This is a genomic window from Paenibacillus montanisoli (genome assembly GCF_003268025.1).
GTDB classification, from domain to species: Bacteria; Bacillota; Bacilli; order Paenibacillales; family Paenibacillaceae; genus Paenibacillus_Z; species Paenibacillus_Z montanisoli.
Genome location: NZ_QLUW01000003.1, coordinates 226,533 through 250,189, shown reverse-complemented (window position 1 = coordinate 250,189; position 23,657 = coordinate 226,533). Strand labels below are relative to the sequence as shown.

Here is a 23,657-nt window from a genome sequence, read left to right as displayed (position 1 = left end):
TTCGAAAAGAGGTCTGCCCCCATGTCCACGCCGAAAGCCGTCATTCACGTCATTTCACATACGCACTGGGACCGCGAATGGTATATGCCCTACGAGGCGCATCATGCCAAGCTCATTCAAACGATGGATGGTCTTCTAGACATCATGGACAATGATCCGGAATTTCGCAGCTTCTACCTCGACGGCCAAACGATTGTGCTCGAGGATTATTTGCAGGTCTATCCCGAGAAGCGGGAGAAGCTCATTGGGCTCGTACAGGAAGGCAAGCTCTCCGCCGGGCCTTGGTACATTTTGCAGGACGAATTTCTGACGAGCAGCGAGTCGAATATCCGCAATATGCAAATCGGCCACCGCGACGCGAAGGTCTACGGCCCCGTCTCCAAGCTTGGCTATTTTCCCGATTCGTTCGGCAATATGGGGCAGGCTGCGCAAATCCTTCAGCAAGCCGGCATCACGACGGCTGTGTTCGGCCGCGGCGTGAAAGCAACCGGTTTTAACAACAGCGTCGCGGACGCGACGGACCTGGAGTCGCCGTTCTCTGAACTGTACTGGGAGTCGCCTGACGGATCGCGGGTGCTTGGCATCCTGTTCGCCAACTGGTACAACAACGGCATGGAAATTCCCGAGGATCCTGCGGCAGCCCGCAAATTCTGGGACAAAGCCATCGCCAATGCATCGCGCTACGCATCTACGCCGCATTTGCTGCTGATGAACGGCTGCGACCACCAGCCGGCGCAGGCCAACCTGTCCGCTGCACTCCGCACCGCGCGCGAGCTCTACCCGGATTATGAATTCATTCATTCCAATTACGACGATTACGTACAGGCGGTGCAAGCATCGCTGCCCGAGAGGCTCAGCACCATTCGAGGCGAGCTGCGCGGCCAGCGTACCGACGGCTGGTTCACCCTAGTCAACACGGCATCCTCGCGGATTTATATTAAGCAGCTCAACCAAGAAAACCAAACGATGCTGGAAAAGATCGCCGAGCCTCTCGCCGCATTCGCGCACGCACAAGGTCGTCCGTACCCGCACGGACTGCTGAACTACGCGTGGAAAACCCTTATGCAAAATCATCCTCATGACAGCATCTGCGGCTGCAGCGTCGACGAGGTTTACCATGAAATGAAGACCCGCTTCGAGAAAAGCAAAGGCGTCGCCGCGGCTGTCATCGCCGACAGCTTGGCCCATCTTAGCACGCAAATCAACACTTCCGGCTTTGCGGCCATTAGCACAGACAGCGTGCCTTTCGTCGTCTACGGCACGAGCGGCTATTCGCAGAGCGGCGTAGTGACCGTGGAGCTAGAGCTCGGCCGCCGCTACTTTAGGCCAGGCGAGCATCCGACGGAAACGGCCCGGCAAGCCTTGGAGCAAACGGCAGCCGAGGGCTGCCTCGTGAACCATCTCGGCGAAAAGCTCGATTTTACGAGCGTGGATCTGGGCGTGCGATTTGGCTATGATTTGCCGGACGACAAGTTCAGGCAGCCTTATTTTGCCCGCGCCGTAGCCGTTACGTTCGAAACCGGCAAGCTCCCTGCAATGGGGTATTCCGCTTATGCTTGGGTGCCATCCGCATCGGCATCGGCATCGGCATCGGCTTCGACCCAGTCCGCTTCGCTAATCGCGCAGCCTAACACGATGGAGAATGCTCATCTTCACGTGACAATCGAAGGCGACGGCAGCCTGGCCGTCACGGACAAAAGCAGCGGCCAAACGTACACCGGGCTTGGCGTTTACGAAAATGTCGGGGATATCGGCAACGAGTATATTTTCAAGCAGCCAAACGGCGATACCGCGATTACGACCAAAGGAGTTCCGGCACGGATCTCGGTCGTTGAAGACACACCATACCGGGCAACCTATGAAGTCACGCATACGTTCGATATTCCGGAACAGGCCGACGAGCGGCTGCAGCAGGAAATCGAAACGATGGTATCGTTCCTTGACCGGCAGGCGCAGCGCTCGAGCAAGCTCGTGCCGATTACGATCGTCACGCGCGTCAGCCTCAACCGCTCCGAGCAAGGCGTCCGTGTCCGCGCTGTGTTTGATAACCCGGCGAAAGATCATCGGCTGCGCGTGCTTTTCCCATCGGATATTACGGCAGCCAGCCACTACGCCGATTCGATCTTCGAGGTGGCCGAACGTGCGACCGTTCCGACGGCGGAATGGGTCAACCCGAGCAACTGCCAGCACCAGAGCGCTTTCGTCGATGTGCATGAAGCGGGCCGCGGCTTAACGATCGCCAATAAAGGACTCAACGAATATGAGGTGATGCGCGACGGTAGAGGGACGATTGCCGTCACCATTCTCCGCTCGATCGGCGAGCTCGGCGATTGGGGCGTTTTCCTGACGCCGGAAGCTCAATGCTTGGGCCAAAATGCTGCGGAGTGGATGATCCTTCCGCACTGCGGCGGGGATACAAGGTACGCCGCCTACCAACAAGCGTACGGCTTCCAAGTTCCGCTGCAGGTCAGTCAAACCGATCTGCACGAAGGTTCCCTCCCGGCGGAACAAAGCTTGCTTCCTTGGAACGGCAACGGCTCCGGTCTCGCCTTGTCCAGCTTGAAGGTGAACGAAGACCGCGGCGACATCATCGCGCGCTGGTACAACATGTCCGGCGAGCCGGCCGAGCTGAATCTAATCAGCGGCACGAGCAGCTCCCTGTATGAGAGCACCGTGCTCGAAGATGAGGGAGTTGCCATCCAAGTAAGCGATGGCTCCGCCACCTTACCGGTCTCAGGGCACAAAATCATCAGCATCGGCTTCAGCGCCAAGTAAGCTATAAACCAGAAAGCCCGACAGCGTCATTTTGCTGTCGGGTTTTTGCTTTTGGGATAGAAAAATGGAATAAGAATCGCATTTCGGGTGGAACTTAGTGGAAGAATCTCTCCAGCATCCGAAAGGAGCTCCATTACATATGAGCAGAAAATCCTGGTCTCGTTTGGCGCTGATCGCAGCCCTGTCCCTAGGATTGACGGCATGCGGCACGTATGCCAAAGCGGTTGGCGGTCAACTTCAAGCACCACCTCAAGATTTGAACACGGACAAGACCGCCATTCGTCCGTTTCATGTGCATGTTCCGGAAGCGGAACTTACCGAATTGCGCAGGCGCATAAAAGACACAAGATGGCCTGATAAGGAAACGGTCTCAGATCAATCGCAAGGCACACAGCTTGCAACGATGCGAAAGCTTACGGATTATTGGGCAAACGATTACGACTGGCGCAAAATCGAGGCTAAGCTGAACGCCCTCCCGATGTTCGTCACCGAGATCGATGGTCTGGACATCCACTTCATTCACGTTCGTTCGAAACATAAAGATGCTTTGCCGATCATCATTACGCACGGATGGCCCGGCTCGATCATCGAGCTGCTGAAGATTATCGATCCGCTTACCAATCCCACGGCATATGGCGGGAAAGCATCGGACGCGTTCGATGTGGTGATTCCGTCGATGCCCGGCTACGGGTTTTCGGGCAAGCCGGCCACGACCGGCTGGGGCCCGGATCGCATCGCCCGTGCTTGGACGGAGCTGATGCAACGGCTTGGATACACGAAGTATGTGGCGCAGGGCGGAGATTGGGGAGCGCTTATCACGGATTTAATGGCTATTCAGAAGCCTAAGGGACTGATCGGCATTCACTCCAACATGCCCGGCACGGTTCCGTCTGACCTCCATAAGGCGTTAATCGCCGGCAATGGCTGTCCGACTGGTCTCTCAGCTGACGAGAAGCGCGCATGCGAGCAGCTGGACTTTGTTTACAAGCACCTTGCCTATGCCCAGATGATGGGAACGCGCCCGCAGACGCTGACCGGACTGGCGGATTCGCCTGCCGGATTGGCGGCTTTTATGATTGACCATGACGCGAAGAGCTTGGAACTGATCTCAAAGGCCTTTGACGGACAAACCGTGGGCTTATCTCGTGACGATGTTCTCGACAACATTACGCTGTATTGGTTGACAAATACGCCGATTTCTTCGGCTCGCCTCTACTGGGAGAGCAAGTACCCCTTCTTAACCGTCAAGGGTGTCTCCATCCCGGCTGCCGTGAGCGCCTTCCCGGACGAGCTCTATCAAGCGCCGAAGAGTTGGACGGAACGGGCGTATCCCAACCTCATCTATTACAACAGGCTCGACAAGGGCGGACACTTCGCGGCTTGGGAGCAGCCGGAGCTCTTCGTTGATGAACTCCGCAAGGCATTCAAGCCGCTGCGATAATCGGAAACTGGCGGCTTCAGAGCCGAATAGCGCTACAGGCTAGAAAGCCCGACAACATCATGTTGCTGTCGGGCTTTTCAATCCTCATGGCGCACCACCCTAGGCCCTAAAAAAAAAGAAACCCGGCGCACCAACCAGCGCACGGGTTTCCCTCCCTCCAACCACGCTCCCGAAGGCACGCAATCGGCTTGTCCAACTTATCTTACTTGCTGAGCGTTTCCGTCAGCACTGGAACGATTTGCGACTTACGGGAAACGACGCCCTTCAGAACCGCTTTGTTGTCGTCCAGCTTCACGTTGTACGCTTGCTCAACGGCACCTGCTTGCTTGCCGAGGGCAATCGCTACGGAATCATTGTTCAAGATGTCCGTTACAACGAACACGAACAGGTCCAGACCTTTTTCCGCGATGATCGCGTTCAGCGCCGCTTCCACTTCCGCTTGGCGGGAAAGCACATCGTTCACGTCAACGGCGTTGACTTGAGCGATTTCAACTTTGGAGCCGCCCATTGCGAACTCTTTCGCGTCAAGGGAGATCAGCTGAGCTACTGTTTTCTGGCTCAGGTCCGCGCCAGCCTTAAGCATTTCAAGGCCGTACGTCTCAGGCGTTACGCCTGCGATTGCCGCCAGTTCGCGCGCTGCCGCAACGTCTTCCGGCGTGCAAGTCGGCGATTTGAACAGCAAGGAGTCGGAGATGATCGCGGAAAGCATCAAGCCCGCGATGTTGCTTTCGACCGCGATGCCGTTTTCTTTGTACATTTTCAAAAGAATCGTCGCCGTGCAGCCTACAGGCTCGCAGCGGTAATAGAGCGGGTGGCTTGTCTCGAAGTTTGCGATGCGGTGGTGGTCGATAACTTCAAGCACGCGCACTTTATCGATATCGCTTGCGCTTTGTTGACGCTCGTTATGGTCAACGAGAATTACGTTGCCCGTTTCGTTCGAAACCGTCTCAACCAAACGTGGCGCAGCCGCTTTGAACGTGTCCAGCGCATATTGCGTTTCGCCGTTTACTGCGCCAAGACGAACCGCTTCAACTTCTTGGCCAAGCTTTGTTTTCAAGTCCGCGTACGCGATCGCCGAACAGATCGTGTCGGTGTCCGGGTTTTTGTGTCCGAAAATCAATGTTTTTGACATCTTCATGCTCCTTATTCGCTGATTATTGGGTACTGGCGACCAATGGCCATTCATAAATCCCTAAACGGTATTATACCGTTAATTGCCCTTAATTCCTATTCCAATACAAGCAAATTCCAAAACTGTTTTAAAATTCGTCAAAAAGCGCCTGCGCCCGGTCAGCCCGAAGCAGCCGTTCTTGTCCACCGGATTCGGCTTGCCGCCGCCCGTTTTCGCGATATAATGAAGGCACACGCAACCAGTAAAAGCCTTCGGAGGCGGAAAGGTCCGGCACCTCAATGGAATCGTTCGAACACGTCGGCACGCCGAGCGAATTCGCTCGCGGACATCTCTTCTACGGATTAATCGGCGGCTATGACGCGCCAAGAGCGGCGTTTCAATATGTGCGCGACTATTATCCGGCCTATGAAGTGCTCTTCGTCACGAAGGGGAAAGGCACGTTCAAACACGGCAGCCAGTGGATGGAGATCGTCGAGGGCGATTGCGTCATCCATGACATGCGTTTTCCCCAAGCTTACAAGACGGAAGCGAAGGATCCTTTCGAGATGTACTATCTTGTCTTCGACGGCATCGACATGGAGCATTTCTGGCCGAAGCTGTTCGGCGAGCAGCGATACTGCATCGTGCAAAATCTGCCTCAAGCCAGCGAAGTCAACCGCCAGCTCGAGCGCATCATGGATCTCATGAAAGAACAGCATCCCGCTTTCGAGATGCCGTTATCGGCGCACATCTACCAGCTGCTTATGGAGATTTTCCGCAAGCGGCAAGACTTGGGCGGCTCATGGCTGACCGGTCAGGGCGCGGAGCCGGAGCCGCTCCAGCGCGCGCGGGCGTTCATGGACGCAAACTATCTTGTGGCGCCGGATGTCGGGCAATTGGCACAAATCGCCAATCTTAGCCTGTATCATTTTATCCGCCAATTCAAGAAGCAATACGGCGTAACGCCGAAGGAATACGTGCTGCTGAAGAAGGTCCACCATGCGAAGCGGCTGCTGATCAGCACGTCGCTATCGATCGGCGAAATCAGCGAGCAGAGCGGTTTTGCAAGCTACAACGCTTTTCTGCACGCCTTCCTGAAGGTGCAGCATGACTCGCCTAGCGACTTCCGCCGCAGCCTGCGCCGTTTCTAGCGGCGGCTCCCCGCATCCCCACAAACAGCAATTTATTGAGTATAATCGGCAATTCATCCGCTTCAATCCGGCTCTCTCCTATCGTAAACTAGATTCAATAAAGCGTTTACTTGAGGAGGATATCGGAATGAGCCTATATGGATTAACAGAGGAACAGCAATTAATGTGGGAACGCGACGGCTTTCTCGTCATCGAGAACTTTCTGAGCCAAGACGAAGTCGATTCCTTGAATGCGGACATGGACAACGCGTTCCATGAATTTGAAGTCAACAACCGGGTCAATCCGGCAACGGGTCAGTTGAATCACGTGAAGCAAATTTGCGGCATTATCGAATATGGAGAAAGCTTTGCCGGCTTAATGGAGCATAAGCGGATGATGAACATTATGCGCGACATCATCGGCAATCAATTCGTCATGATCGACAACGACGCCTTGCTGAAGCCGCCGGGCAAAGTTTCGCATACGAACTGGCACCGCGACTCATCGACGAAAATTTTCTTCGGCGAGAAGCAGGTTCCGTTCATGGTCAAGATCTTCTATTTCCTTTCCGACGTGCCGTATGACGGCGGATGCCTTGCCTTCCTGCCGGGAAGCGTTCACATGAAGGACGCCGAGCTGCCGAAGGTCGAGAAGCAAGAGGATCTGCCGGGCCACGTCAGAATGAACGTCAAAGCGGGCACGGCCGTTATTTTCAACGGGTACACGTACCACTCGGCGCTGAACAACTTCTCGGATGTAACGCGCCGCTCGCTGATTTACAACTACGCGCAATCCTGCCTGCGTACATGGCCGGGCTACGAGCCTTCGGAGAAGCTGAAAGCAGAAGCGAAGACCAATATGCGCAAAATGCTGCTCGGCGTTACGCCGTGGATGACCGACGCCAAAGCGTTCGAAGAGGAAGATGCGGCAGCGGCCGGAAAAATGATGATGGGCTAATGAAAAAGGCGGCAGCCACGGACGGAAATTGACGTCCTAGGCTGCCGCTTTTTATTAATGCGTCCGAGCCAGCCCTTCTAATTCAATAGCAGGAAGGATATTTCGTCGTTAAGCGTGGAAACTTAAGAAAAAAAAGGAAGGTGATCTTACGAAAACAGTTCAAGACCTGAAAGATACTCTCTCTTATGTCCATTCCGAATTGAATCGCATCGAAGCAATGGCAGGAACCCTGTCTTCCATTGAAGGCGACCACTATAAGAAGCTTACCAATTTCGATCATAACGTACTCGTGGACATTGCCGTTGAAGAACAACATGCTGCCCGTCAATTAGGAACCATGAAGCAAATGTGTTTGGCCATGGCGCAGCAGGTCGAGAGTATGAGGCATGCAATAGATCGCGGGGATATTAGGGAGAGTGCTAAGCGTGCTGAGATTCATTGAAAATATCGTACGATCGGCTGTTAATGAAACGGTCGATAAGGCAATCACAAGGCTGATTAGAGATCAGTACACGGAAAATTTGTTTGAAATGGTACCCGCAACGAAGAAGGTCGGATTTACCAATCTGATCGAAATTGCCATGCGGGCAAAACAAGGGACTTCCATCTCCCGCCCTCTTGGAAGTCACATCCATATGTCTCCTTGGGAAAAAATGATGTTTAATCCGGTTCACCTGTTTCGTATGCCTACCCCTGAAGATGTCGGCATCCATACCTCCGTAACGATAGGGCAACGAGCGAAAAAACCAATGACAATCTCCATTCCGATCATGATTGCGGCTATGTCATTTGGAGGCGCTCTGAGCAAAAGCACGAAAATCGCCCTGGCAAAAGCGGCTACCGCAGTTGGAACCGCTACGAATTCGGGTGAAGCGGGGCTGCTAAAGGAGGAACGGGAAGCGGCTCAATTATTCATAGGTCAATATAATCGCGGCGGCTGGATGAATACACCTGATAAATACACGCATCTTGACGCCATTGAAATTCAATTGGGTCAAGGCGCACAAGGCTCTGCCTCGCAGCGTACACCTGCAAAGAATATCGGGGAAGATTATCGAGAAGTTTTCGGGCTGCGAGAAGGTGAGGATGCGGTCATTCATTCCCGCCTTCCCGGCGTAAATTCTACAGATGATTTTATCCAGTTGGTTAAACGGCTTCGAGATGAAACCGGTGTTCCGATCGGGTTGAAAATCGCTGCTACGCATCATCTCGAGAAGGAATTGCAAATTGCCATTGAAGCGGAAGTGGATTTCGTAACCTTGGACGGCGCGGAAGGCGGAACGCATGGAGGAGCTCCTACTTTACAGGATGATGTCGGGTTACCAACGCTTTATGCAATAACAAGGGCTAGAGATTTCTTTGCGCGTAAAGGCGTGCTTCGGGATATTAATTTGATCGCAACCGGGGGACTTATCACGCCGGGACATATGTTGAAAGCCATTGCTTTGGGCGCGGATGCGGTATATATCGGTACTACGGCCATAATGGCCCTTATTAGCGACCAGATGGTAAAGACGATGCCGTTCGAACCGCCGACAAGCCTGGTGGTGTATACCGGTAAAATGACGGATCAATTGGATATCGATCAAAGTGCCATGAATTTAACCCGGTATTTGAACGCGTGTGTCAAAGAAATGGAAATGGTAGCCCAATCTCTTGGCAAAACAGCGTTAACGGATCTTTCAAAATCGGACCTTTGCACAATGGACCCCTTCATTGCAAAAGCAACCGGTATTGAGCTTGGATATGTGTCTTCGGAAAATCAAGAACGATTCTTTAACGAAACCCAATCCTTCTTCCATCGTCCGGAAGGAGAAATAAACGGGCCTCAAGAGCAGCACATTCATTAACCGTGGATTAACAGACCATGCCAGCATCGAGCCATCGAAGCTGGCCTTTTTTCTTGCCGTTATATATGTATTTGCATTTATATAAATGATCATTTATACTTTAAGCGGAAATGAGGTGATGGTTCCTGCACGACATCTATACCATTATTGCCGAACCTTCTCGGCGACGTATTTTGGATCGGCTGCTGCATTCGGATTCTACTGTCAAAGATTTGACCGAAGACTTAGGTTTATCTCAGCCGCTTATTTCCAGCCATTTGCGATTATTGCGAGAGAGCGGCCTTGTACGCGTTCAAGCAGACGGGCAACGCCGCATTTATTCCCTGGATGCAAGTCCCCTGGCCGGAGTGGATGAATGGTTGAGCACCTATCGTAAAAAATGGAACCGACATGTCGATAAGCTGGAGGAACATCTCGACCGGCAAAAACGAATCAAGGAGAGGAAATCTAATGAAACCAACTGAAGAGCTTGACCACCCTGCCCTTGCCCGAATGGACGGAGAATGGGTGTTAATCCTACAACGAACGCTAGAGCATCCGATCGAGAATGTTTGGGCCGCTCTGACCGAATCCGAGCAATTGCCCGCTTGGGGCCCTTTCGCCGTGGATCGGGATCTAACCTCGACGGGACCGGTAGCGCTCTCTCATGTGAATCATGCCGAGGAAAACGAAAGCAGGCAAGGAGAAGTTCTAACCGTCCAAGCCCCTCACCTTCTTATTTTTAAATGGGGCAGCGATATTTTACGATGGGAATTGAGCTCGAACGAAGGCAAAACCGTTCTTATTCTGCGTCACCGCTTCACGGATTACGCCATGGCATCTTCCATGGCCGCAGGGTGGACTTTATGCTTGAAAGGCTTGACGGGCATACTAGAAGGCAGGCAAATGCCCTCAATGGCAGGAAGCAATGCCTATCTTTATGGCTGGCAAGAGCTGAATGACAAGTATAAGATTCTTTTCGAAGCAAGCAACGCTACTACGGACAAAATGAATTGAGGGGAAAAGATGAACAATATAACGAAGATGAAAATTGCAGCGCCTGCACATGAAATATTCGAAGCTATCGTCGACCCTGAAAAAATCGGAAACTTCTGGTTTACTTCCTGTTCCGAGCGATGGGAGTCGGGGAAAACGATCAAGCTGCGCTACGACGAATACAATTCGGAAGGCGAAATTGCGGTTAAAGAAATCGTAAAAGACAAGAAAATTGCATTTGAATGGGATTACGGAACTATGCACAACGTGACCATCACGTTCACGCAAGAGGATGAGACGAACACGATCGTGGAAGTGAACGAGGATGGTTTTGCGGAAGACAGGGACTCTATCCCGCTGCTTGTCGGCAACAAAGAAGGCTGGGTTTATATGCTGACTTGTCTCAAGGGCTATGCGGAACACGGAATCACGACATTGCGTTCGGCGCTGGTGCATTAAGCGAAACTATTGAAATGTATCCCCATAGCACGCCCAAAGCCGCGTTTCACGCGGTTTTTTTTCGTTGAATTTTTATTTTGAAATTTACTGCGCTTCATCCTATACAGCCGATTAAGACAGGAAATTGTTGGTTAACTTATAGAAAGGCATTTGCCGCAATGATTTTCACCTGGAGGATCCAAGCATGTTTAAGATGATTCAAAACTTTTTTCCTCTATTTGTGACTTCAGTCATATTACTGTTTACTTTCTTTTCAGGTGCATGGAAACAATGGAGGCGCTTTTACTCTTCAGCCCTTTTCTATATTTGCGTCCAATTTGGCATATCCTACCTCACTTACGAGCATACTCTATGGCATTTTAAAGAGTCGGCCATTACTCCCAACCATGTTGTTACTGATTTTTTTATAGCCTTTACAAACTTTGTTCCCATGGTGATTTTGTACCTATCATGGTACCCCTTTCAGTCCAGGTGGATGAAACAGGCAGCCTACGTTATGGCGTGGATTGTAACGTTCGCCATCATCGAGAGTACATTCAATTTTTTGGGATTGATAACCTTTCATAATAGTTGGAATTTATGTTGGTCGATCGTGGTCTGGGCAGCCACATTCATTGTTATAAGAATTCACCATACAAAGCCTATATTAGCCTGGGCAATCTGTTTAGGTTGTACTGCATTTTTAATTTTGTGGTTTGATATCCCTGTTTCGAAATTAAAATAATCGCGCAACAGGCCAAGAATACCGGCTTACTGCTGCGCATCGGCTTGCTTCAGCCTTACGATCTTGGCCGCTTGTACCGCCACATGCCCTTTGCGAATGTTCACGGACTTGGCGAACTCGACCGTCACCGTATCGCCTTGCGATAGTTCCGAGAATTGCAGCTGCCGCCCTGCTTGATCCTCAATGGCTGTTGCTTCGTCTACCTTCACACTGCACAGATATCCGATATCGATAATGTTCCCCTTCTTGCCACGGTTCACTTCCTCCGAACAGTTGACCAGAATCTCGTTTTCTTTAACCGTATCGATCTCCTTCTTCTCAAACGACGAAAGCTTTCCGCTTAAGCTTCCGCAAGCCGACAAGGCGAGACAAAGCAGCAGCACTCCGGCATAAAGCGTGATTTTCCCCATGGCTATCCCCTTTTCTCCATATTCGCGAATCAATCTGCTATAATGCTGTATTGAACCATTACCCTTAAAATTTCCCGATTGAAGGAGCGATTCCCTTGTTCGAGCATATTGTCGTATTCAAATTCAATTCCACCGTAACTCCGGAGCGTGAACAGGAGCTTGTCGATAAGCTTCTTGCGTTCAAAGGCGCCATCCCAGGCATCGTCGATCTGAGCGCCGGCCGAAACATAACGGAAGAAACGGACAACATTCACGGCTTCTCCCTCGGCCTTCGCGTTACCTTCGAGAACCGCGATGCGCTGCGCGCCTACGGCCCGCATCCCGTTCATCAAGATTTCGTCAAATCGCTGGATGGCTTGCTTGAGCAGGTCGTCGTCGTCGATTATCACATCTAAATATCAATTTCAGATATATTTGTGATAATGTCAGCCATTGAAAGCGCTTCTCTCGCAAAGTATGCTTTAGGTAGTTAATCAAGAGAGGATGACGACGATGTACAAAGTAATTCCAAGCCTGACAACGCCAATTACGCAAGAGCAAATAGATCAATTCCACGAGCAGGGCTTTCTACTGATCAAGAATGGCTGTTCTGCCGATCTTATCGATGCCTTTAATGGACATATCTACGATCTGCGTGACCAGGATCCGATGCCGGAATGGGCGGCTTGCGAGGAAAGCAAGAAATATTCGGTTCGCTTGTTCAACCCGCACCTGAACGACGGATTCGCCAAACAAATGATGAAGCTGCCGATTATCCGCGGCACGCTGGCTCAGCTGATGGGGAGAGAAGCGGTTGGCATCCAAAGCATGTTTTTCTACAAAGAGCCGGGCTCCCCGGGTCAAGCGGCGCATCAGGACTTCTACTACATTAAGAACGATCCGATGACGATGATTGCCGCTTGGATCGCGATGGAAGATCGCGTCGACGAAGAGAACGGCTGCCTATGGGTCATTCCGAAATCGCATAAGCTCGGCTTACTGCCTCATGGCGCCGTCAAGAACCTCAACGAGCACGAGCCTTGGACCCACGAAACCGAAGGCATCGACCTCAAACAGGAGATTCCGGTCGTGATGGAGAAAGGCGATATCCTGTTCTTCCATGAGCTGCTCATCCATTCCTCCTGCCGCAACCGGAGCACCGACCGCTGGCGCCGTTCGTACGTGTGCCACTACATCCGCGAGGATGCGACGACTCCGCGTCTAGATCTGCAGAAGAAGTTCCCGCTATTTTAATTTAGACAGTCCGGCTATTGCAGCCGGGCTGTTTTTTTTTCCAGCAAAACACAGCTTATATCCTGTATAAGGAGCTGGTATCCTGAAACGGAGATTATACATACATCGAATGGAGGCCACTCATGAAGAAGAAAGCCATGCTGGCAGCCATCGGCTTTATGCTTTTATCGGGAGCCGCGCAAGCGGTAACGCCGCTTGCGCCGCACGCCCATGCAAGCGCTGTCACACTGCTTAGGCTAGGCACTTCGGGCACCGCCGTTACGCTCTTGCAAACCGATTTGAAGAAGCTCGGATATTTCAGCGCCACGGCTACGGGGTATTACGGAACGGTCACCCGCGATGCGGTCACTAGGTTTCAGCGCGATTACGGCCTGGCTGCGGACGGCATTGCCGGCCCTGTTACCTTGGAGGCTGTAAAACATGCTATCTTGAAGCAAAAGCTCGTTGCGGATACGTCGTTCTATATCGGGGTCCCATACTTATGGGGCGGCTCGAATCCGGCAACCGGGTTCGACTGCTCCGGCTTTATTTATTTCATGTTCACAAAATTCGGCGTTTCGCAAACGCGGACAACGTCCGCGAACCTGTTCACGCAAGGCTTCGCGGTGAACAAATCGATGCTGCGGCCGGGTGACCTCGTCTTCTTCCGCAACCCGTCGACGGGAGCGGTCGACCATGCCGGCTTCTACACCGGCGGCGGTTCGTTCGTTTCCGCCCTATCGTCCAAGGGCATTTACGTCCAGCAGCTGGACAACTCCTATTGGGGCCCGCGTTACGCAGGCGCAAGAAGAGTTTATTAATTTGAATGGGAACAGCCCGGCGCCTTGCCGGGCTGTTTTTGCTAGTTTTTTCTAGGCGATGGTGGCGAAGCACCGTGTCCGGCTACTATAATAAATCTTAAGGAGGATGATCGCTTATGAGCCAAGGTCTTCCCTACGATAAAATCACATCCGCTTACGCCGGCACGATCGTCTATCCGCCCAAAGGAACCTATGGCCCTCGCATGCAGCAGGATTTGCAGCTGGTGCTGCTTCATACCGGCGAGCTTGAGCTGACGATCGATGGAAGCCGGCACGCGGTCAAGCCGGGACAAGCCGTCCTGCTGAAGCCGCAGCATCAGGAATATTTCGCCTTTGCCGAAACGCAAGAGTCTTGGCACCGTTGGATTACGCTGGACCTGGCATCGCTGACGGACGAGGAACAGGATTATTTGGACAAGCTTCCATTCAGCATGCCGATACCGGAAGCGCTCAATACGATGACGGACATGATGCTTGCGCTCCAAAACGATTATTTGCGGCAGGACGAGCTTATGAGAAGTCTGGGTTATTCCGCCTTTCAGATGTTTACGGCGAGAATCTCCCTAACGAAGCAGCAGGAGCTGCATCCCAGCGTCGTCGCGGCTTTGGGTTATATCCGTCAGCATTACATGGAGGATATTGCCCTTCATGACTTGGCCGGTGCGGCCGGCGTATCTCCGGAGCATCTGGTCCGCTTGTTTCACGTTCATCATCAGATGACGCCAATCCGCTATCTGTGGCAGTACCGCGTGCTCAAAGCGACCGAGCTGCTGTCGCAATCCGGCTTGTCCGTCGGTGAAATTGCGGCAAGATGCGGGTTTAAGACCGCCTTTCATCTTTCGCGTCTCGTGAAAGAACAGACCGGCAGCACCCCGTCGGACATTCGCAAGGCCGCATGGGGAACGGCGAATTGAACGAGTATTGGAGGCTGCTATGAGATTTATCGATAACGGCAACAACCATGATCCCGCTTGGAACCTGGCCCTGGAGGAATACGCGCTGCGCAAGCTCGGCGGCGAAGGCGAGGATTTTCTTCTTTTCTATATTAACGAGCCATCGATCATCATCGGCAAAAATCAAAATACCGCCGAAGAGGTAAATAGTGCCTACGTGGAAGAGCACGGCATTCATGTCGTCCGGCGGTTGTCCGGCGGCGGCGCGGTCTATCACGATCTCGGCAACTTGAATTTCAGCTTCATTACAACCGATGACGGGAAGTCTTTTCACAATTTCCGCAAGTTTACAGAGCCAGTCGTCGAAGCGCTTCGCAAGCTGGGCGTTGACGCCGAACTGACCGGCCGCAACGATCTGCAGGTCGGCCAACGCAAAATTTCGGGCAACGCTCAGTTCGCCTCCAAAGGCCGCATGTTCAGCCACGGAACGCTGCTGTTCAACTCCGAGGTCGATGCCATCGTCTCGGCGCTGAACGTCAATCCGGCGAAATTCGAATCCAAAGCGACGAAGTCCGTCCGCAGCCGCGTCGCCAACATTTCCGAATTTCTGCGCGAGCCGCTGACGATGGAGCAATTCCGCCGCTTTCTGCTGGAATCGATCTTCGGCAGCAGTGATGACATTCCGGAATACCGGTTGACGGAGGCGGACCTTGCGGCCGTGGAGCAGCTTGCTGCCGAGCGCTACCGCAGCTGGGATTGGAATTACGGGCGGTCGCCGGCCTTTAACGTGCGGCAGGTCAAGCGGCTGGAAGGAGCCGGCACCTTCGACGTGCGGCTTAATGTACAGGATGGCGTCATTGCCGAGGCGTCCGTCTTCGGGGATTTCTTCGGAACCGCGGATGTGTCCCTCGTGACGGACCGCTTGGCGGGCGTCAAGTATAACGCGCAGGATGTGGCCGCCGCTTTGGCGGACGTCGATCTCACCCTTTGCTTTGGTCCGGTTGACCGGGAAGAATGGCTCGCGTTGTTGTTCTAGCTTCATGAACATAAGTTCAGATAGGAGAGTGGAACCTGCATGAAACATGCCGAAAATATCTCCTCCATCAAAGCCCTGCAAGCCTGGAGGGCCATCCCGCAGCACCTGCGGGACAAGCTCGTCCGCAACGTTTTTTGCGGCCGATGCCTCAACGCAGTCGAAATCGTCGATTACAGCATCCGTCAGGAGAAGCACGCCTTGCTGCTAACCGGCAAATGCCGCACTTGCTCCCAGCCCGTTGCCCGCGTCGTTGAAAGCGACTGACCGCTGCCGACGGTAGAGTCATGGGAAGACAGCGAAGCCGAGAGTCGGATTTTCCGACGCTCGGCTTAGTTTTTGCCCCTTGCGGGCGGCTGAGAGTCGGATTTCCCGACGCTCGCATCTCCCATCGCAGGCACTTTGCCGCCATCTCCCCCCGCATAAGAATCCCTCTCTTCCGCACACTAATCGCAATGCCCAAAATTTCCTTGTTGCTAACTCAAATTTGAGTATAATAAGATGAGTGGTATTCAAATTTGAGTATATGCTCGACAACGAAAGGAATGATGCTCGTGGACGCGAAAAGAAGCAACGTCAAGCTCGTTATTGCCGGCTTGCTCCTCGGTCTGTTTATGGCTGCGCTCGATCAGACGATCGTATCTACCGCTATGACAACCATTATCGAGAAGATCGGAGGCTTCGATAAATTCATCTGGGTCTACTCCGCTTATATGATCGCGATGGTCGTCGCGACCCCGATTTTCGGCAAGCTATCCGATATGTACGGGCGCAAACGGTTCTTTCTCGCCGGTCTGATTCTGTTCTTGCTCGGTTCCATTCTGTGCGGTACGGCGCAGAACATGGAGCAGCTGATCATCTACCGAGCGATTCAAGGGATCGGCGGCGGCGCTTTGATGCCGATCGTTTTTACGATTATTTTCGATTTATTCCCTGCCGAGAAGCGCGGTAAAATGATGGGGCTTTTCGGCGCCGTATTCGGCCTTTCCAGCGTATTCGGGCCGGTCATGGGCGGCTTGATTACCGACAATCTCAGCTGGCGCTGGATTTTCTACATTAATGTGCCGATCGGCATCCTGTCGATTATCTTTATCGCACAGGCTTACCATGAAACCTCGAATCCGCGTAAGCAAATCATCGACTGGGGTGGCGCGATTTCGCTCACCGCTTTCGTGCTTACACTCATGTTCGGTCTAGAGCTCGGCGGTTCGGAGGGCTGGGCCTGGGATTCCGCGAAAACCATTTCGCTGTTCGTCGCTTCCGGCATCCTGCTCATTGTCTTCCTGCTCATCGAGCGTTCCGCGAAGGATCCGATTATCAAGCTCTCTTTGTTCAAAAACAACGTCGTCACCGGCGGCATGGGGATCAGCGTGCTTTATGGCGGTATTATGATTGCCGCTGCCACGTACATCCCGCTCTTCATTCAAGGGGTTTTTCACAAGACCGCGACGGAAACGAGCAGCGTGCTAACCCCAATGATGCTTGGCGTCGTGCTTAGCAGCCAGATCGGCGGCCGGGTCGTCAACAAATTCCGCTACCGCGATGTCATGGCCATATCCGCGCTGGTACTGGTTATCGGCACCTTCCTGCTCGGATTCGTGATGGATGCGGAAACGTCCCGTCTTGTCATCACGCTCTTCATGATCGTCATCGGCCTTGGCATCGGCGTATCGTTCTCGCTGCTCAACATCTCGACGCTGAACGCGGTTCCGCCGCAGTACAAAGGCTCCGCGTCGTCGTTGATTACCTTCTTCCGGACGATCGGCTCCGCGCTCGGCATTACCGTGTTCGGCGCCATGCAGAAGTCGGCGTTCCAATCCGGCGTCAAGGAAATACCGAATATTAATCCCGAATTAGCAACCCAAATCAAGGGCGGCCAAGCGCTGCTGAATCCTGAGGTCCAAGCCAAAATGGGGCTGCCGGCCGATCTAATCACTCAGCTGCTCCAAAAGCTGGCCGACTCGATTCTGTTTATTTTCCAATGGACGGTCCTCCTGCCGGTACTGGCGCTGATCTTTGCGATTTTGATGGGGCGGGCAAGATTGCAGGCTTCGGGATCGGGACCTCAAGGCGCACCGGGCAAACCGGAACCGCAGGGAGAAGGCTCCGGCAAGCCTGAACCTTCCTATCACGGGGGATAAGCCGCGATGTCAATGAGGCTCTTGATTTTAGGGCTGCTCATGGAGCATGAACGCCACCCTTACGAGATTCGGCAGACGATCAAAGACCGCAATTGGAACGAATGCTTCAAACTGCGGGACGGTTCCTTGTATTACGCGGTTGACCAGCTTCGGGAGGACGGATTGATCGAGGCGGCGGAGGTCGTGTCCGTTCCGGGCGAGAACCGGCCGGATAAGACGATTTACCGGATTACGGATGCGGGGAGGAACGCTTTTCAAGAGCTGCTTGTCGCCCAGTTTAAGCAAGTGTCTTATCCTCAGCACCCGATGTTCCTGACGATGCCGTTCGTCCGTCATGGCGATCCGAAGACGGTGGAGAACATGATTCTGAAGCAGCTGGGAGCGTGCGAGCACCGAATCGAGCGTATGCATGCCGTCCTTGAGCTGAAGGGAAGCTTTCTGCCACGCGGTTCGGCTCTAATGATTCAAGGCTTCATCCTGTTTAGCGAGACGGAGAAGGAATGGCTCACGACGCTGCTGGAGGAAGCTAGGTCCGGCAAGCTGTTCGAAGGACATAAGCTGACACCGGCCCAGCTGGAAGCCTATTTGAAATATAAGCAGCTGCCAACCGATGATGTTTGAGAATAGGCAAAAATAAGCCGCCGACCATCCGGGTTTTCCCGGGGTCGGCGGCTTTTCGCATGTGTGCGATCAGGTTAATCGCAGCAAGCTGCCGTTTTGCGCGCAAATGTAAAGCTCCCCTTCGGCATCGACGCCGAAGGAGGTAATAAGCAGATCTGTCTCGAGAAGCACTTTATTTTCAATGCGGCCGTCATCATGCTGCTTCAGTGCCCAAATCGTTCCCATTGCATAATCCGCGTACACGTACCACCCTACAAGATCCGGTATCGCCTGGCCGCGGTACACGAATCCGCCGGTAATGGAGACGCCGAGATCGCGTCCATACGTATAGATCGGTTTGATGAGGCCGATTGTATCACAGCCTTCCTCCGGCTTGTAGCACAGATCCCCCTCCATTACCAGCCGTAATTGCCGCCCTTCTCGATGATGTCGATTTCCTCCAGCCGGTTCTGGCCGACATCCGCCGCCCAGAGCTTGCCGGTCGTCGTATCAAAGCTAAACCGCCACGGATTGCGCAACCCGTACGCGTATACTTCAGGCGCGCCGCCTCCGCCAGAGAACGGATTGTCTGCAGGAATGCTGTAGTGCTTGCCTCCGCTTCCTTTGTCAACGTCGATGCGCAGCAGCTTACCGAGCGGGCTGTTCTTGTTTTGCCCGTTGCCATGCGGATCGCCGGCGCTCCCACCGTCTCCAGACGCGATGTACAAGTAACCGTCCGGGCCAAAAGCAAGCTGGCCTCCCTTGTGGTTGGCGAACGGCTGCTCATACGTCAGCACGATCACTTCGCTTGCCGGATCAAGCACCTCCGGATGCTCAGGATCGCTCATTACGAAACGCGCGATAACCGTGTGCGTTTTCGTCGTGTAGTTCACGTAGGCGATGCCCGGCTTCTTCGGGTGAAATGCCAGTCCGAGCAGTCCTTGCTCATTGCCATCGCTGTAAACGCGGTCTCGAATGTCCAGCACAACCTGCGGCTTGACCGATGGTTGCTTTAGATCGAGCATGACCACTCTGCCCGGCTGCTCCACGATAAAGCCCTTATCCTTCAATCCGCTCGTTACGCCGTACTCGCTCACCATGCCGACCGGATTATCCAGCGTACCTTCCGATGCAACCGTCACCAGCTTAGGCTGCCAACCCGGTTCCGCAGCCGGGGCTTGTCCGTTAGGATGTTCGTTCGCTTGCCCGTTCACCGGTGTTTCCGGGGTTTCGCTATTTCCCTTGCACGCCGTAAGCAACAAACATAACGCCAGCAGCCACGCCGCCGCTAACCTGCCGTTCCACTTCCGTTTCACACCCATCCGCCTCCCTTCTGCTACGATCATCTCATATGTAGAATCTGGAATTCAAGGGGTTCAAGTCCGAGAAGCGGACCCACCGCTGCCAGCCCTAGCATTACCTCTCTTGCACCGGTTGCGCCGATTTTGCCCCAAAGAGAGGTAACTGTTACCTCTCTTGCACCGGTTGGCGCCGGTTTTGCCCCAAAGAGCGGTAACTATTACCTCTCTTGCACCGGTTGGCGCCGGTCTAGCCCCAAAGAGAGGTAACTGTTACCTCTCTTGCACCGGTTGGCGCCGGTCTAGCCCCAAAGAGAGGTAACCATTACCTCTCTTGCACCGGTTTGCGCCGCAATCACCACCCAAAAAAACAAGGCTGCGATCACCAGATCGGCAGCCTTCTCATGATTACCTCACCAGCTCCGGCTGGTGCTCCTTCAGCCACACACGCAGCGGAACGTCCGCGTCCGTCGGGCTATAATGGCCGTTGCAGTTGACACCCGCGCCGAGCAGCTGACGGCGGATTGGGTCGGAACGCTCCCACAGGTGCTGCACGGTCATGTCGTCCTTCGTGCGGATCCAGCGGTACCCATATCCGTAGAACAGCACCTTGCGCGTTAATTCGGACCAGTTCGGCGTCCCCGCATGCCAGAGGCGGCGGTCGAAGAAGACCGCGGTGCCCGGCTTCACGCAGACCGGGATCGCGCCTTCCGGCTGTCCCTGGCGATCCGCCGGCATTTGCAGATTGTCATTCAGATGGCTGCCGGGCACGATCCAGAAGTTGCCGCGATCCGGCTCCGAAACATCGGAGAGGAAGTACGCCACTTTCAGCGACAGCCGCGGGCGCGGATGAGACTCCATCTCCACGTTGACGCGGCCGCTGTCTTGATGCCAGCCGAACGTTCCATTGTCCTTCGGTTTGCCATTCGGCGGCGTCGCAATCATGTGGGCATGGTACAAATAAATGTTCCAGCCGAGCAGCCCCCATACCTTCGGCAGCACCTTTTCATAGTCGACCAGATTTTGAAAGGCGTCGGCATCCGGGATAAAATTCGGATAAAACAACGCCGTCCTCGAATCATGCCCCTCTGCAAGCTTGTCTTCATAAATACGGTCAAATTCCGTAGTTAATTCGGTAACCTGTTCCGGCGAGAGCGCATTCTCAATGATCAAATAGCCCTGCTCGTTAAACTGGCGGCGTTCTTCGTCCGTCAGCGCGTATTTCAAGCATGATGCATCCACCGTGATCCCCTCCGTTTGCTTCGTATCAACCTGTCTCTATCATAGAAGGTTTGAGGGGGACATACGAGTAACGATCTTGGTTTCTTTTGTACGATTCAACGATTTTCATGACAGCGCTCCCACAAGTACCGAACCAGTCATCAATCGATCCTGCCCTTCATGAATGCCGTCGGAGAGCAGCCCGTCACCTTGCGGAACACCCGGTTAAAATAAGCCTGATCGCAAAAGCCCGTTTCTTCAGCTATGTCGCTGATCGTCATCATTTTATCGAACATCAGCTCCTTCGCCTTTGCAATCCGGACATGATGGAGGTACTCGATCGGCGATAAGCCCGTCACCGATTTGAACACATGCGATGCATGATTCGGCGTTCTGCCCGTCAAACGGGCCAGATCGTCAAGGGTAACCGATTCCTTGTAATGCTCCAGCAAGTAGACTTTCATATCCTCCGCCATTTCAAGCTTCTTGGCCGGGAGCTTCCATTTGTCCCGCTCGTAGTTGATAATGCCAAGCAGCTCGAGCAGGATGGCGTAGCAAGCCGTATCCGAATACGGCCCCTTCATCAGCCAATGATGCTTCAGCAGCATGAACCGCTGCTTGAAATAGTCGAACCCGCTGATCGCCGTCTTGCAGTACCGATTCTCCGTGAGCAGCGGCAGGAGCTGCCGGTCGCTGTCCTCCAGCGTAAAATGCGTCGCATAGCGCTGATGCTCTTCCAGCGAAGTGCCTCCACGAACCGAACCCGCCGGAATGAAGATTACATCTCCCTTCTGCAGCAGCACGGAATCGTCACCGACCCAGTAAATGACTTTCCCTCTCGTTATAACGAGCAGAATATGGTATTGCGTGACGCTCCTGCTCATCTCCCATTTTGGATATTCCTTCGTATAGCACGTATACAGCTTGATCATGATCGCGAACCTCCTGTGCAGCAGAAGCAGCAGCTAGCGATGGCGAAATTGCGCGATCGCAACCTCCGTTGCCCCGTGCGTCCGGGCGAACGCTTCAAGCGCTTGATGCACGCGCTCCCGAAGGGCATCTGCAAATTCTACATTCGAATCGATTTGAAGAAGCTCCACCGTCAAGCTGCCCCGCTTCTTATCCAGGCGCGGATCCATGCGGCCGATCAGCCGGTCGCCGGCCAGAATAGGCATGGCATAATAGCCGTACTTCCGTTTAACGGCAGGCGTGTAGATTTCCCAGGTGTAATCAAACTCGAACAGATCCGACAGCCGCTTGCGGCTCCATAGCAGGTTGTCCAGCGGTGGAAGGAACCGCACGGTTTCAAGTACCGCCGCCGCTTCCGACTCCGCACCCAGATCATGCGCGGCAAGCCGATCCGCATCCGCAGCCAACATATAATAAGGCTTCGATAAACCTTCTGCCTCGACCGGCACGATCAATCCCGACGCCATGTGCCGCTCCATCGTCTCCCTGCGCTCTTGGGCGCTCAGCTTCTGCCAGCCAAGTCGGGAATCGCTCGGCTCGAATACCCGGTACGCGCGAAAATATTTTCGCATCACCGCGTCAAGCGCTCCACTCGTCCCGATTTGCTCCGCCTCGCGAAGCAGCCCGGCAGGGACGCTGCGGTCCGTAATCGCGAATAGCCGCTGGTTGCCCTCCCTGCCGACGATCCGGATGCTCGACGCGTCCATCAGCAAATTCAGTGCATGCGAAGTGGCCTTCGTCTTCGCGTTCACGTTGTCCCAGTACCCGTGCACCCGCTCGTCGGACTCGAACGCCTTGGCCGGCAGCGGCCCCTCGCGCTCCAGCCGCTGCAGCACCTGCTCGGCGACCGGACCGATCGCGTCGATCGCAGGCTGCAGGCGCTCCTTCATCCGCCGGCGGGTCGGCTCGAAGATCGGATAATCCGCCATCGGTATGATGCAGGCCGCGTTCGCCATATACTCAAACACCTCGCCGCCGCGCAGCAGCTCCTCAAGCGCCGAAGGCTCGTATCCGGCCATTCGCGCCGATAGCGCCAAATGCTGATTCGGCCGAACGGCGGCTACCGGGTCAATCTGAACGCACTCCAGCCGCCGGATCATGTCCATGGCCTGCTCCCGCATCCCCTCGGCAGAGCTTGCGCCCTGCGCCTGCGTTTCGAGCAGCGCCTGCGTCTCCAGCAGGAATCGCCTGAGCGCCCTTTTGGTCGTTCTTATCGGTACCGGCTTCACTGCTGCACGCTCCAAACCTCGATGAAATTCCCGTCCGGATCATAGAACGAAAAGGACTTTCCTTGATAATCAAAGAACGGTCCGACCTCAACGTTCCGCTCCATGAAATAGGAATAAGCCGCCTCGGCATCCTCGACCATAAACCCGTACGACGATTGCAGCGCTCCATCGGGATAGACGAAATGCGAGTGCAGCCGATGTTCATTTTGCTGGAATAAAATACGGATGCCTGATTCGTTCACCAGTTCACAATAGAACGGATCGCGTTTCACCACCCGAAATCCCAGATGCTCGCCATACCACTGCGCCGACCGTTCGAAATCGCTTACAGGAATCGTTAAATAGGTGCTCTTTACTTGGATTGCCATCGCCGGCTGCTCCTTTTCCTTGTCTTTATCATCTAAGCA

At 53.8% G+C, this 23,657-nt stretch carries 25 protein-coding genes; 17 read left to right on the top strand and 8 right to left on the bottom strand.

Annotated elements, in window-relative coordinates:
• The first annotated feature begins 21 nt into the window (after positions 1-21).
• Both DL346_RS17105 and DL346_RS17100 read left to right on the top strand, forming a co-directional pair.
• Positions 22-2,775 carry an alpha-mannosidase gene (locus DL346_RS17105; RefSeq protein WP_112883369.1) on the top strand — a complete coding sequence of 918 codons (2,754 nt, stop codon included), beginning with the start codon at positions 22-24 and terminating at the stop codon, positions 2,773-2,775.
• A gap of 139 nt (positions 2,776-2,914) precedes the next feature.
• The gene (locus DL346_RS17100) at positions 2,915-4,216 is read left to right on the top strand and encodes an epoxide hydrolase family protein (RefSeq protein WP_112883368.1); all 1,302 of its coding nucleotides are present in this window, start codon (positions 2,915-2,917) and stop codon (positions 4,214-4,216) included.
• A gap of 202 nt (positions 4,217-4,418) precedes the next feature.
• On the opposite strand, the gene DL346_RS17095 is transcribed toward DL346_RS17100, so the two are convergent.
• Positions 4,419-5,348, bottom strand: a complete 930-nt coding sequence (locus DL346_RS17095; protein WP_112883367.1) for a manganese-dependent inorganic pyrophosphatase — start codon at positions 5,346-5,348, stop codon at positions 4,419-4,421.
• Between the two features lie 278 nt (positions 5,349-5,626).
• Here DL346_RS17095 and DL346_RS17090 point away from each other — a divergent pair, with 278 nt between their 5' ends.
• From DL346_RS17090 to DL346_RS29910, 7 genes are all read left to right on the top strand, one after another.
• Positions 5,627-6,478: a helix-turn-helix domain-containing protein gene (locus tag DL346_RS17090; RefSeq protein ID WP_112883366.1), complete on the top strand. Its 852-nt coding sequence runs from the start codon at positions 5,627-5,629 to the stop codon at positions 6,476-6,478.
• A gap of 127 nt (positions 6,479-6,605) precedes the next feature.
• Positions 6,606-7,415 carry a phytanoyl-CoA dioxygenase family protein gene (locus DL346_RS17085; protein WP_165822547.1) on the top strand — a complete coding sequence of 270 codons (810 nt, stop codon included), beginning with the start codon at positions 6,606-6,608 and terminating at the stop codon, positions 7,413-7,415.
• A gap of 425 nt (positions 7,416-7,840) precedes the next feature.
• Positions 7,841-9,265: an FMN-binding glutamate synthase family protein gene (locus DL346_RS17075; RefSeq protein WP_112883363.1), complete on the top strand. Its 1,425-nt coding sequence runs from the start codon at positions 7,841-7,843 to the stop codon at positions 9,263-9,265.
• 125 nt (positions 9,266-9,390) lie between these two features.
• Entirely contained in the window at positions 9,391-9,729 is a 339-nt protein-coding gene (locus tag DL346_RS17070; RefSeq protein ID WP_112883362.1) for an ArsR/SmtB family transcription factor, read from the top strand.
• Positions 9,716-10,261 (top strand): SRPBCC family protein, encoded by a 546-nt coding sequence (locus tag DL346_RS17065; RefSeq protein ID WP_165822546.1) that lies wholly within the window; start codon positions 9,716-9,718, stop codon positions 10,259-10,261. Before DL346_RS17070 ends, DL346_RS17065 begins: the two co-directional genes overlap by 14 nt.
• A gap of 9 nt (positions 10,262-10,270) precedes the next feature.
• A complete protein-coding gene (locus tag DL346_RS17060) occupies positions 10,271-10,699 on the top strand; it encodes an SRPBCC family protein (protein ID WP_112883360.1) in 429 nt (142 codons plus the stop codon).
• Positions 10,700-10,883: 184 nt separating this feature from the next.
• Positions 10,884-11,423, top strand: coding sequence for a CBO0543 family protein (locus DL346_RS29910; RefSeq protein WP_112883359.1), 540 nt, complete (start codon positions 10,884-10,886; stop codon positions 11,421-11,423).
• Between the two features lie 26 nt (positions 11,424-11,449).
• Here DL346_RS29910 and DL346_RS17050 read toward each other — a convergent pair whose 3' ends face one another.
• Positions 11,450-11,833 carry a hypothetical protein gene (locus tag DL346_RS17050; RefSeq protein WP_112883358.1) on the bottom strand — a complete coding sequence of 128 codons (384 nt, stop codon included), beginning with the start codon at positions 11,831-11,833 and terminating at the stop codon, positions 11,450-11,452.
• 95 nt (positions 11,834-11,928) lie between these two features.
• Between DL346_RS17050 and DL346_RS17045 the strand changes: the two genes are divergently transcribed.
• The 8 genes from DL346_RS17045 (at position 11,929) to DL346_RS17010 (ending at position 18,554) form a co-directional block, all read left to right on the top strand.
• Complete coding sequence (locus tag DL346_RS17045; RefSeq protein WP_240633252.1) at positions 11,929-12,228, top strand: Dabb family protein; 300 nt, start codon at positions 11,929-11,931, stop codon at positions 12,226-12,228.
• 97 nt (positions 12,229-12,325) lie between these two features.
• A complete protein-coding gene (locus DL346_RS17040; RefSeq protein ID WP_112883356.1) occupies positions 12,326-13,066 on the top strand; it encodes a phytanoyl-CoA dioxygenase family protein in 741 nt (246 codons plus the stop codon).
• 122 nt (positions 13,067-13,188) lie between these two features.
• On the top strand, positions 13,189-13,866 hold the full coding sequence (locus DL346_RS17035) for a C40 family peptidase (protein ID WP_112883355.1): 678 nt from the start codon (positions 13,189-13,191) through the stop codon (positions 13,864-13,866).
• 116 nt (positions 13,867-13,982) lie between these two features.
• Positions 13,983-14,780 (top strand): helix-turn-helix domain-containing protein, encoded by a 798-nt coding sequence (locus DL346_RS17030; RefSeq protein ID WP_112883354.1) that lies wholly within the window; start codon positions 13,983-13,985, stop codon positions 14,778-14,780.
• Positions 14,781-14,799: 19 nt separating this feature from the next.
• Positions 14,800-15,795, top strand: a complete 996-nt coding sequence (locus DL346_RS17025; RefSeq protein WP_112883353.1) for a lipoate--protein ligase — start codon at positions 14,800-14,802, stop codon at positions 15,793-15,795.
• Positions 15,796-15,834: 39 nt separating this feature from the next.
• Positions 15,835-16,059: a hypothetical protein gene (locus DL346_RS17020; protein ID WP_112883352.1), complete on the top strand. Its 225-nt coding sequence runs from the start codon at positions 15,835-15,837 to the stop codon at positions 16,057-16,059.
• 281 nt (positions 16,060-16,340) lie between these two features.
• Positions 16,341-17,933 (top strand): MDR family MFS transporter, encoded by a 1,593-nt coding sequence (locus tag DL346_RS17015; RefSeq protein ID WP_165822581.1) that lies wholly within the window; start codon positions 16,341-16,343, stop codon positions 17,931-17,933.
• A 6-nt stretch (positions 17,934-17,939) separates the two neighbouring features.
• The gene (locus DL346_RS17010) at positions 17,940-18,554 is read left to right on the top strand and encodes a PadR family transcriptional regulator (protein ID WP_112883351.1); all 615 of its coding nucleotides are present in this window, start codon (positions 17,940-17,942) and stop codon (positions 18,552-18,554) included.
• Between the two features lie 69 nt (positions 18,555-18,623).
• Here the strand turns inward: DL346_RS17010 and DL346_RS17005 are convergent, their stop codons facing one another.
• The 6 genes from DL346_RS17005 to DL346_RS16980 form a co-directional block, all read right to left on the bottom strand.
• A complete protein-coding gene (locus DL346_RS17005; protein WP_112883350.1) occupies positions 18,624-18,950 on the bottom strand; it encodes a PQQ-dependent sugar dehydrogenase family protein in 327 nt (108 codons plus the stop codon).
• On the bottom strand, positions 18,950-19,849 hold the full coding sequence (locus DL346_RS17000) for a PQQ-dependent sugar dehydrogenase (RefSeq protein WP_165822545.1): 900 nt from the start codon (positions 19,847-19,849) through the stop codon (positions 18,950-18,952). Before DL346_RS17000 ends, DL346_RS17005 begins: the two co-directional genes overlap by 1 nt.
• Positions 19,850-20,239: 390 nt before the next feature.
• On the bottom strand, positions 20,240-21,073 hold the full coding sequence (locus tag DL346_RS16995) for a phytanoyl-CoA dioxygenase family protein (protein WP_112883348.1): 834 nt from the start codon (positions 21,071-21,073) through the stop codon (positions 20,240-20,242).
• A 140-nt stretch (positions 21,074-21,213) separates the two neighbouring features.
• A complete protein-coding gene (locus tag DL346_RS16990; RefSeq protein WP_112883347.1) occupies positions 21,214-21,984 on the bottom strand; it encodes an AraC family transcriptional regulator in 771 nt (256 codons plus the stop codon).
• Positions 21,985-22,017: 33 nt separating this feature from the next.
• Positions 22,018-23,250 (bottom strand): DNA glycosylase AlkZ-like family protein, encoded by a 1,233-nt coding sequence (locus DL346_RS16985; RefSeq protein WP_240633250.1) that lies wholly within the window; start codon positions 23,248-23,250, stop codon positions 22,018-22,020.
• The gene (locus DL346_RS16980; protein ID WP_165822544.1) at positions 23,247-23,618 is read right to left on the bottom strand and encodes a VOC family protein; all 372 of its coding nucleotides are present in this window, start codon (positions 23,616-23,618) and stop codon (positions 23,247-23,249) included. Before DL346_RS16980 ends, DL346_RS16985 begins: the two co-directional genes overlap by 4 nt.
• Positions 23,619-23,657: the final 39 nt, after the last annotated feature.

Coding starts and splice junctions, on each gene's coding strand:
- DL346_RS17105 (WP_112883369.1), top strand. CDS start 22: ATGTCCACGCCGAAAGCCGTCATTCACGTCATTTCACATACGCACTGG.
- DL346_RS17100 (WP_112883368.1), top strand. CDS start 2,915: ATGAGCAGAAAATCCTGGTCTCGTTTGGCGCTGATCGCAGCCCTGTCC.
- DL346_RS17095 (WP_112883367.1), bottom strand. CDS start 5,348: ATGTCAAAAACATTGATTTTCGGACACAAAAACCCGGACACCGACACG.
- DL346_RS17090 (WP_112883366.1), top strand. CDS start 5,627: ATGGAATCGTTCGAACACGTCGGCACGCCGAGCGAATTCGCTCGCGGA.
- DL346_RS17085 (WP_165822547.1), top strand. CDS start 6,606: ATGAGCCTATATGGATTAACAGAGGAACAGCAATTAATGTGGGAACGC.
- DL346_RS17065 (WP_165822546.1), top strand. CDS start 9,716: ATGAAACCAACTGAAGAGCTTGACCACCCTGCCCTTGCCCGAATGGAC.
- DL346_RS17060 (WP_112883360.1), top strand. CDS start 10,271: ATGAACAATATAACGAAGATGAAAATTGCAGCGCCTGCACATGAAATA.
- DL346_RS29910 (WP_112883359.1), top strand. CDS start 10,884: ATGTTTAAGATGATTCAAAACTTTTTTCCTCTATTTGTGACTTCAGTC.
- DL346_RS17050 (WP_112883358.1), bottom strand. CDS start 11,833: ATGGGGAAAATCACGCTTTATGCCGGAGTGCTGCTGCTTTGTCTCGCC.
- DL346_RS17040 (WP_112883356.1), top strand. CDS start 12,326: ATGTACAAAGTAATTCCAAGCCTGACAACGCCAATTACGCAAGAGCAA.
- DL346_RS17035 (WP_112883355.1), top strand. CDS start 13,189: ATGAAGAAGAAAGCCATGCTGGCAGCCATCGGCTTTATGCTTTTATCG.
- DL346_RS17030 (WP_112883354.1), top strand. CDS start 13,983: ATGAGCCAAGGTCTTCCCTACGATAAAATCACATCCGCTTACGCCGGC.
- DL346_RS17025 (WP_112883353.1), top strand. CDS start 14,800: ATGAGATTTATCGATAACGGCAACAACCATGATCCCGCTTGGAACCTG.
- DL346_RS17020 (WP_112883352.1), top strand. CDS start 15,835: ATGAAACATGCCGAAAATATCTCCTCCATCAAAGCCCTGCAAGCCTGG.
- DL346_RS17015 (WP_165822581.1), top strand. CDS start 16,341: ATGCTCGTGGACGCGAAAAGAAGCAACGTCAAGCTCGTTATTGCCGGC.
- DL346_RS17010 (WP_112883351.1), top strand. CDS start 17,940: ATGTCAATGAGGCTCTTGATTTTAGGGCTGCTCATGGAGCATGAACGC.
- DL346_RS17005 (WP_112883350.1), bottom strand. CDS start 18,950: ATGGAGGGGGATCTGTGCTACAAGCCGGAGGAAGGCTGTGATACAATC.
- DL346_RS16990 (WP_112883347.1), bottom strand. CDS start 21,984: ATGATCAAGCTGTATACGTGCTATACGAAGGAATATCCAAAATGGGAG.
- DL346_RS16980 (WP_165822544.1), bottom strand. CDS start 23,618: ATGGCAATCCAAGTAAAGAGCACCTATTTAACGATTCCTGTAAGCGAT.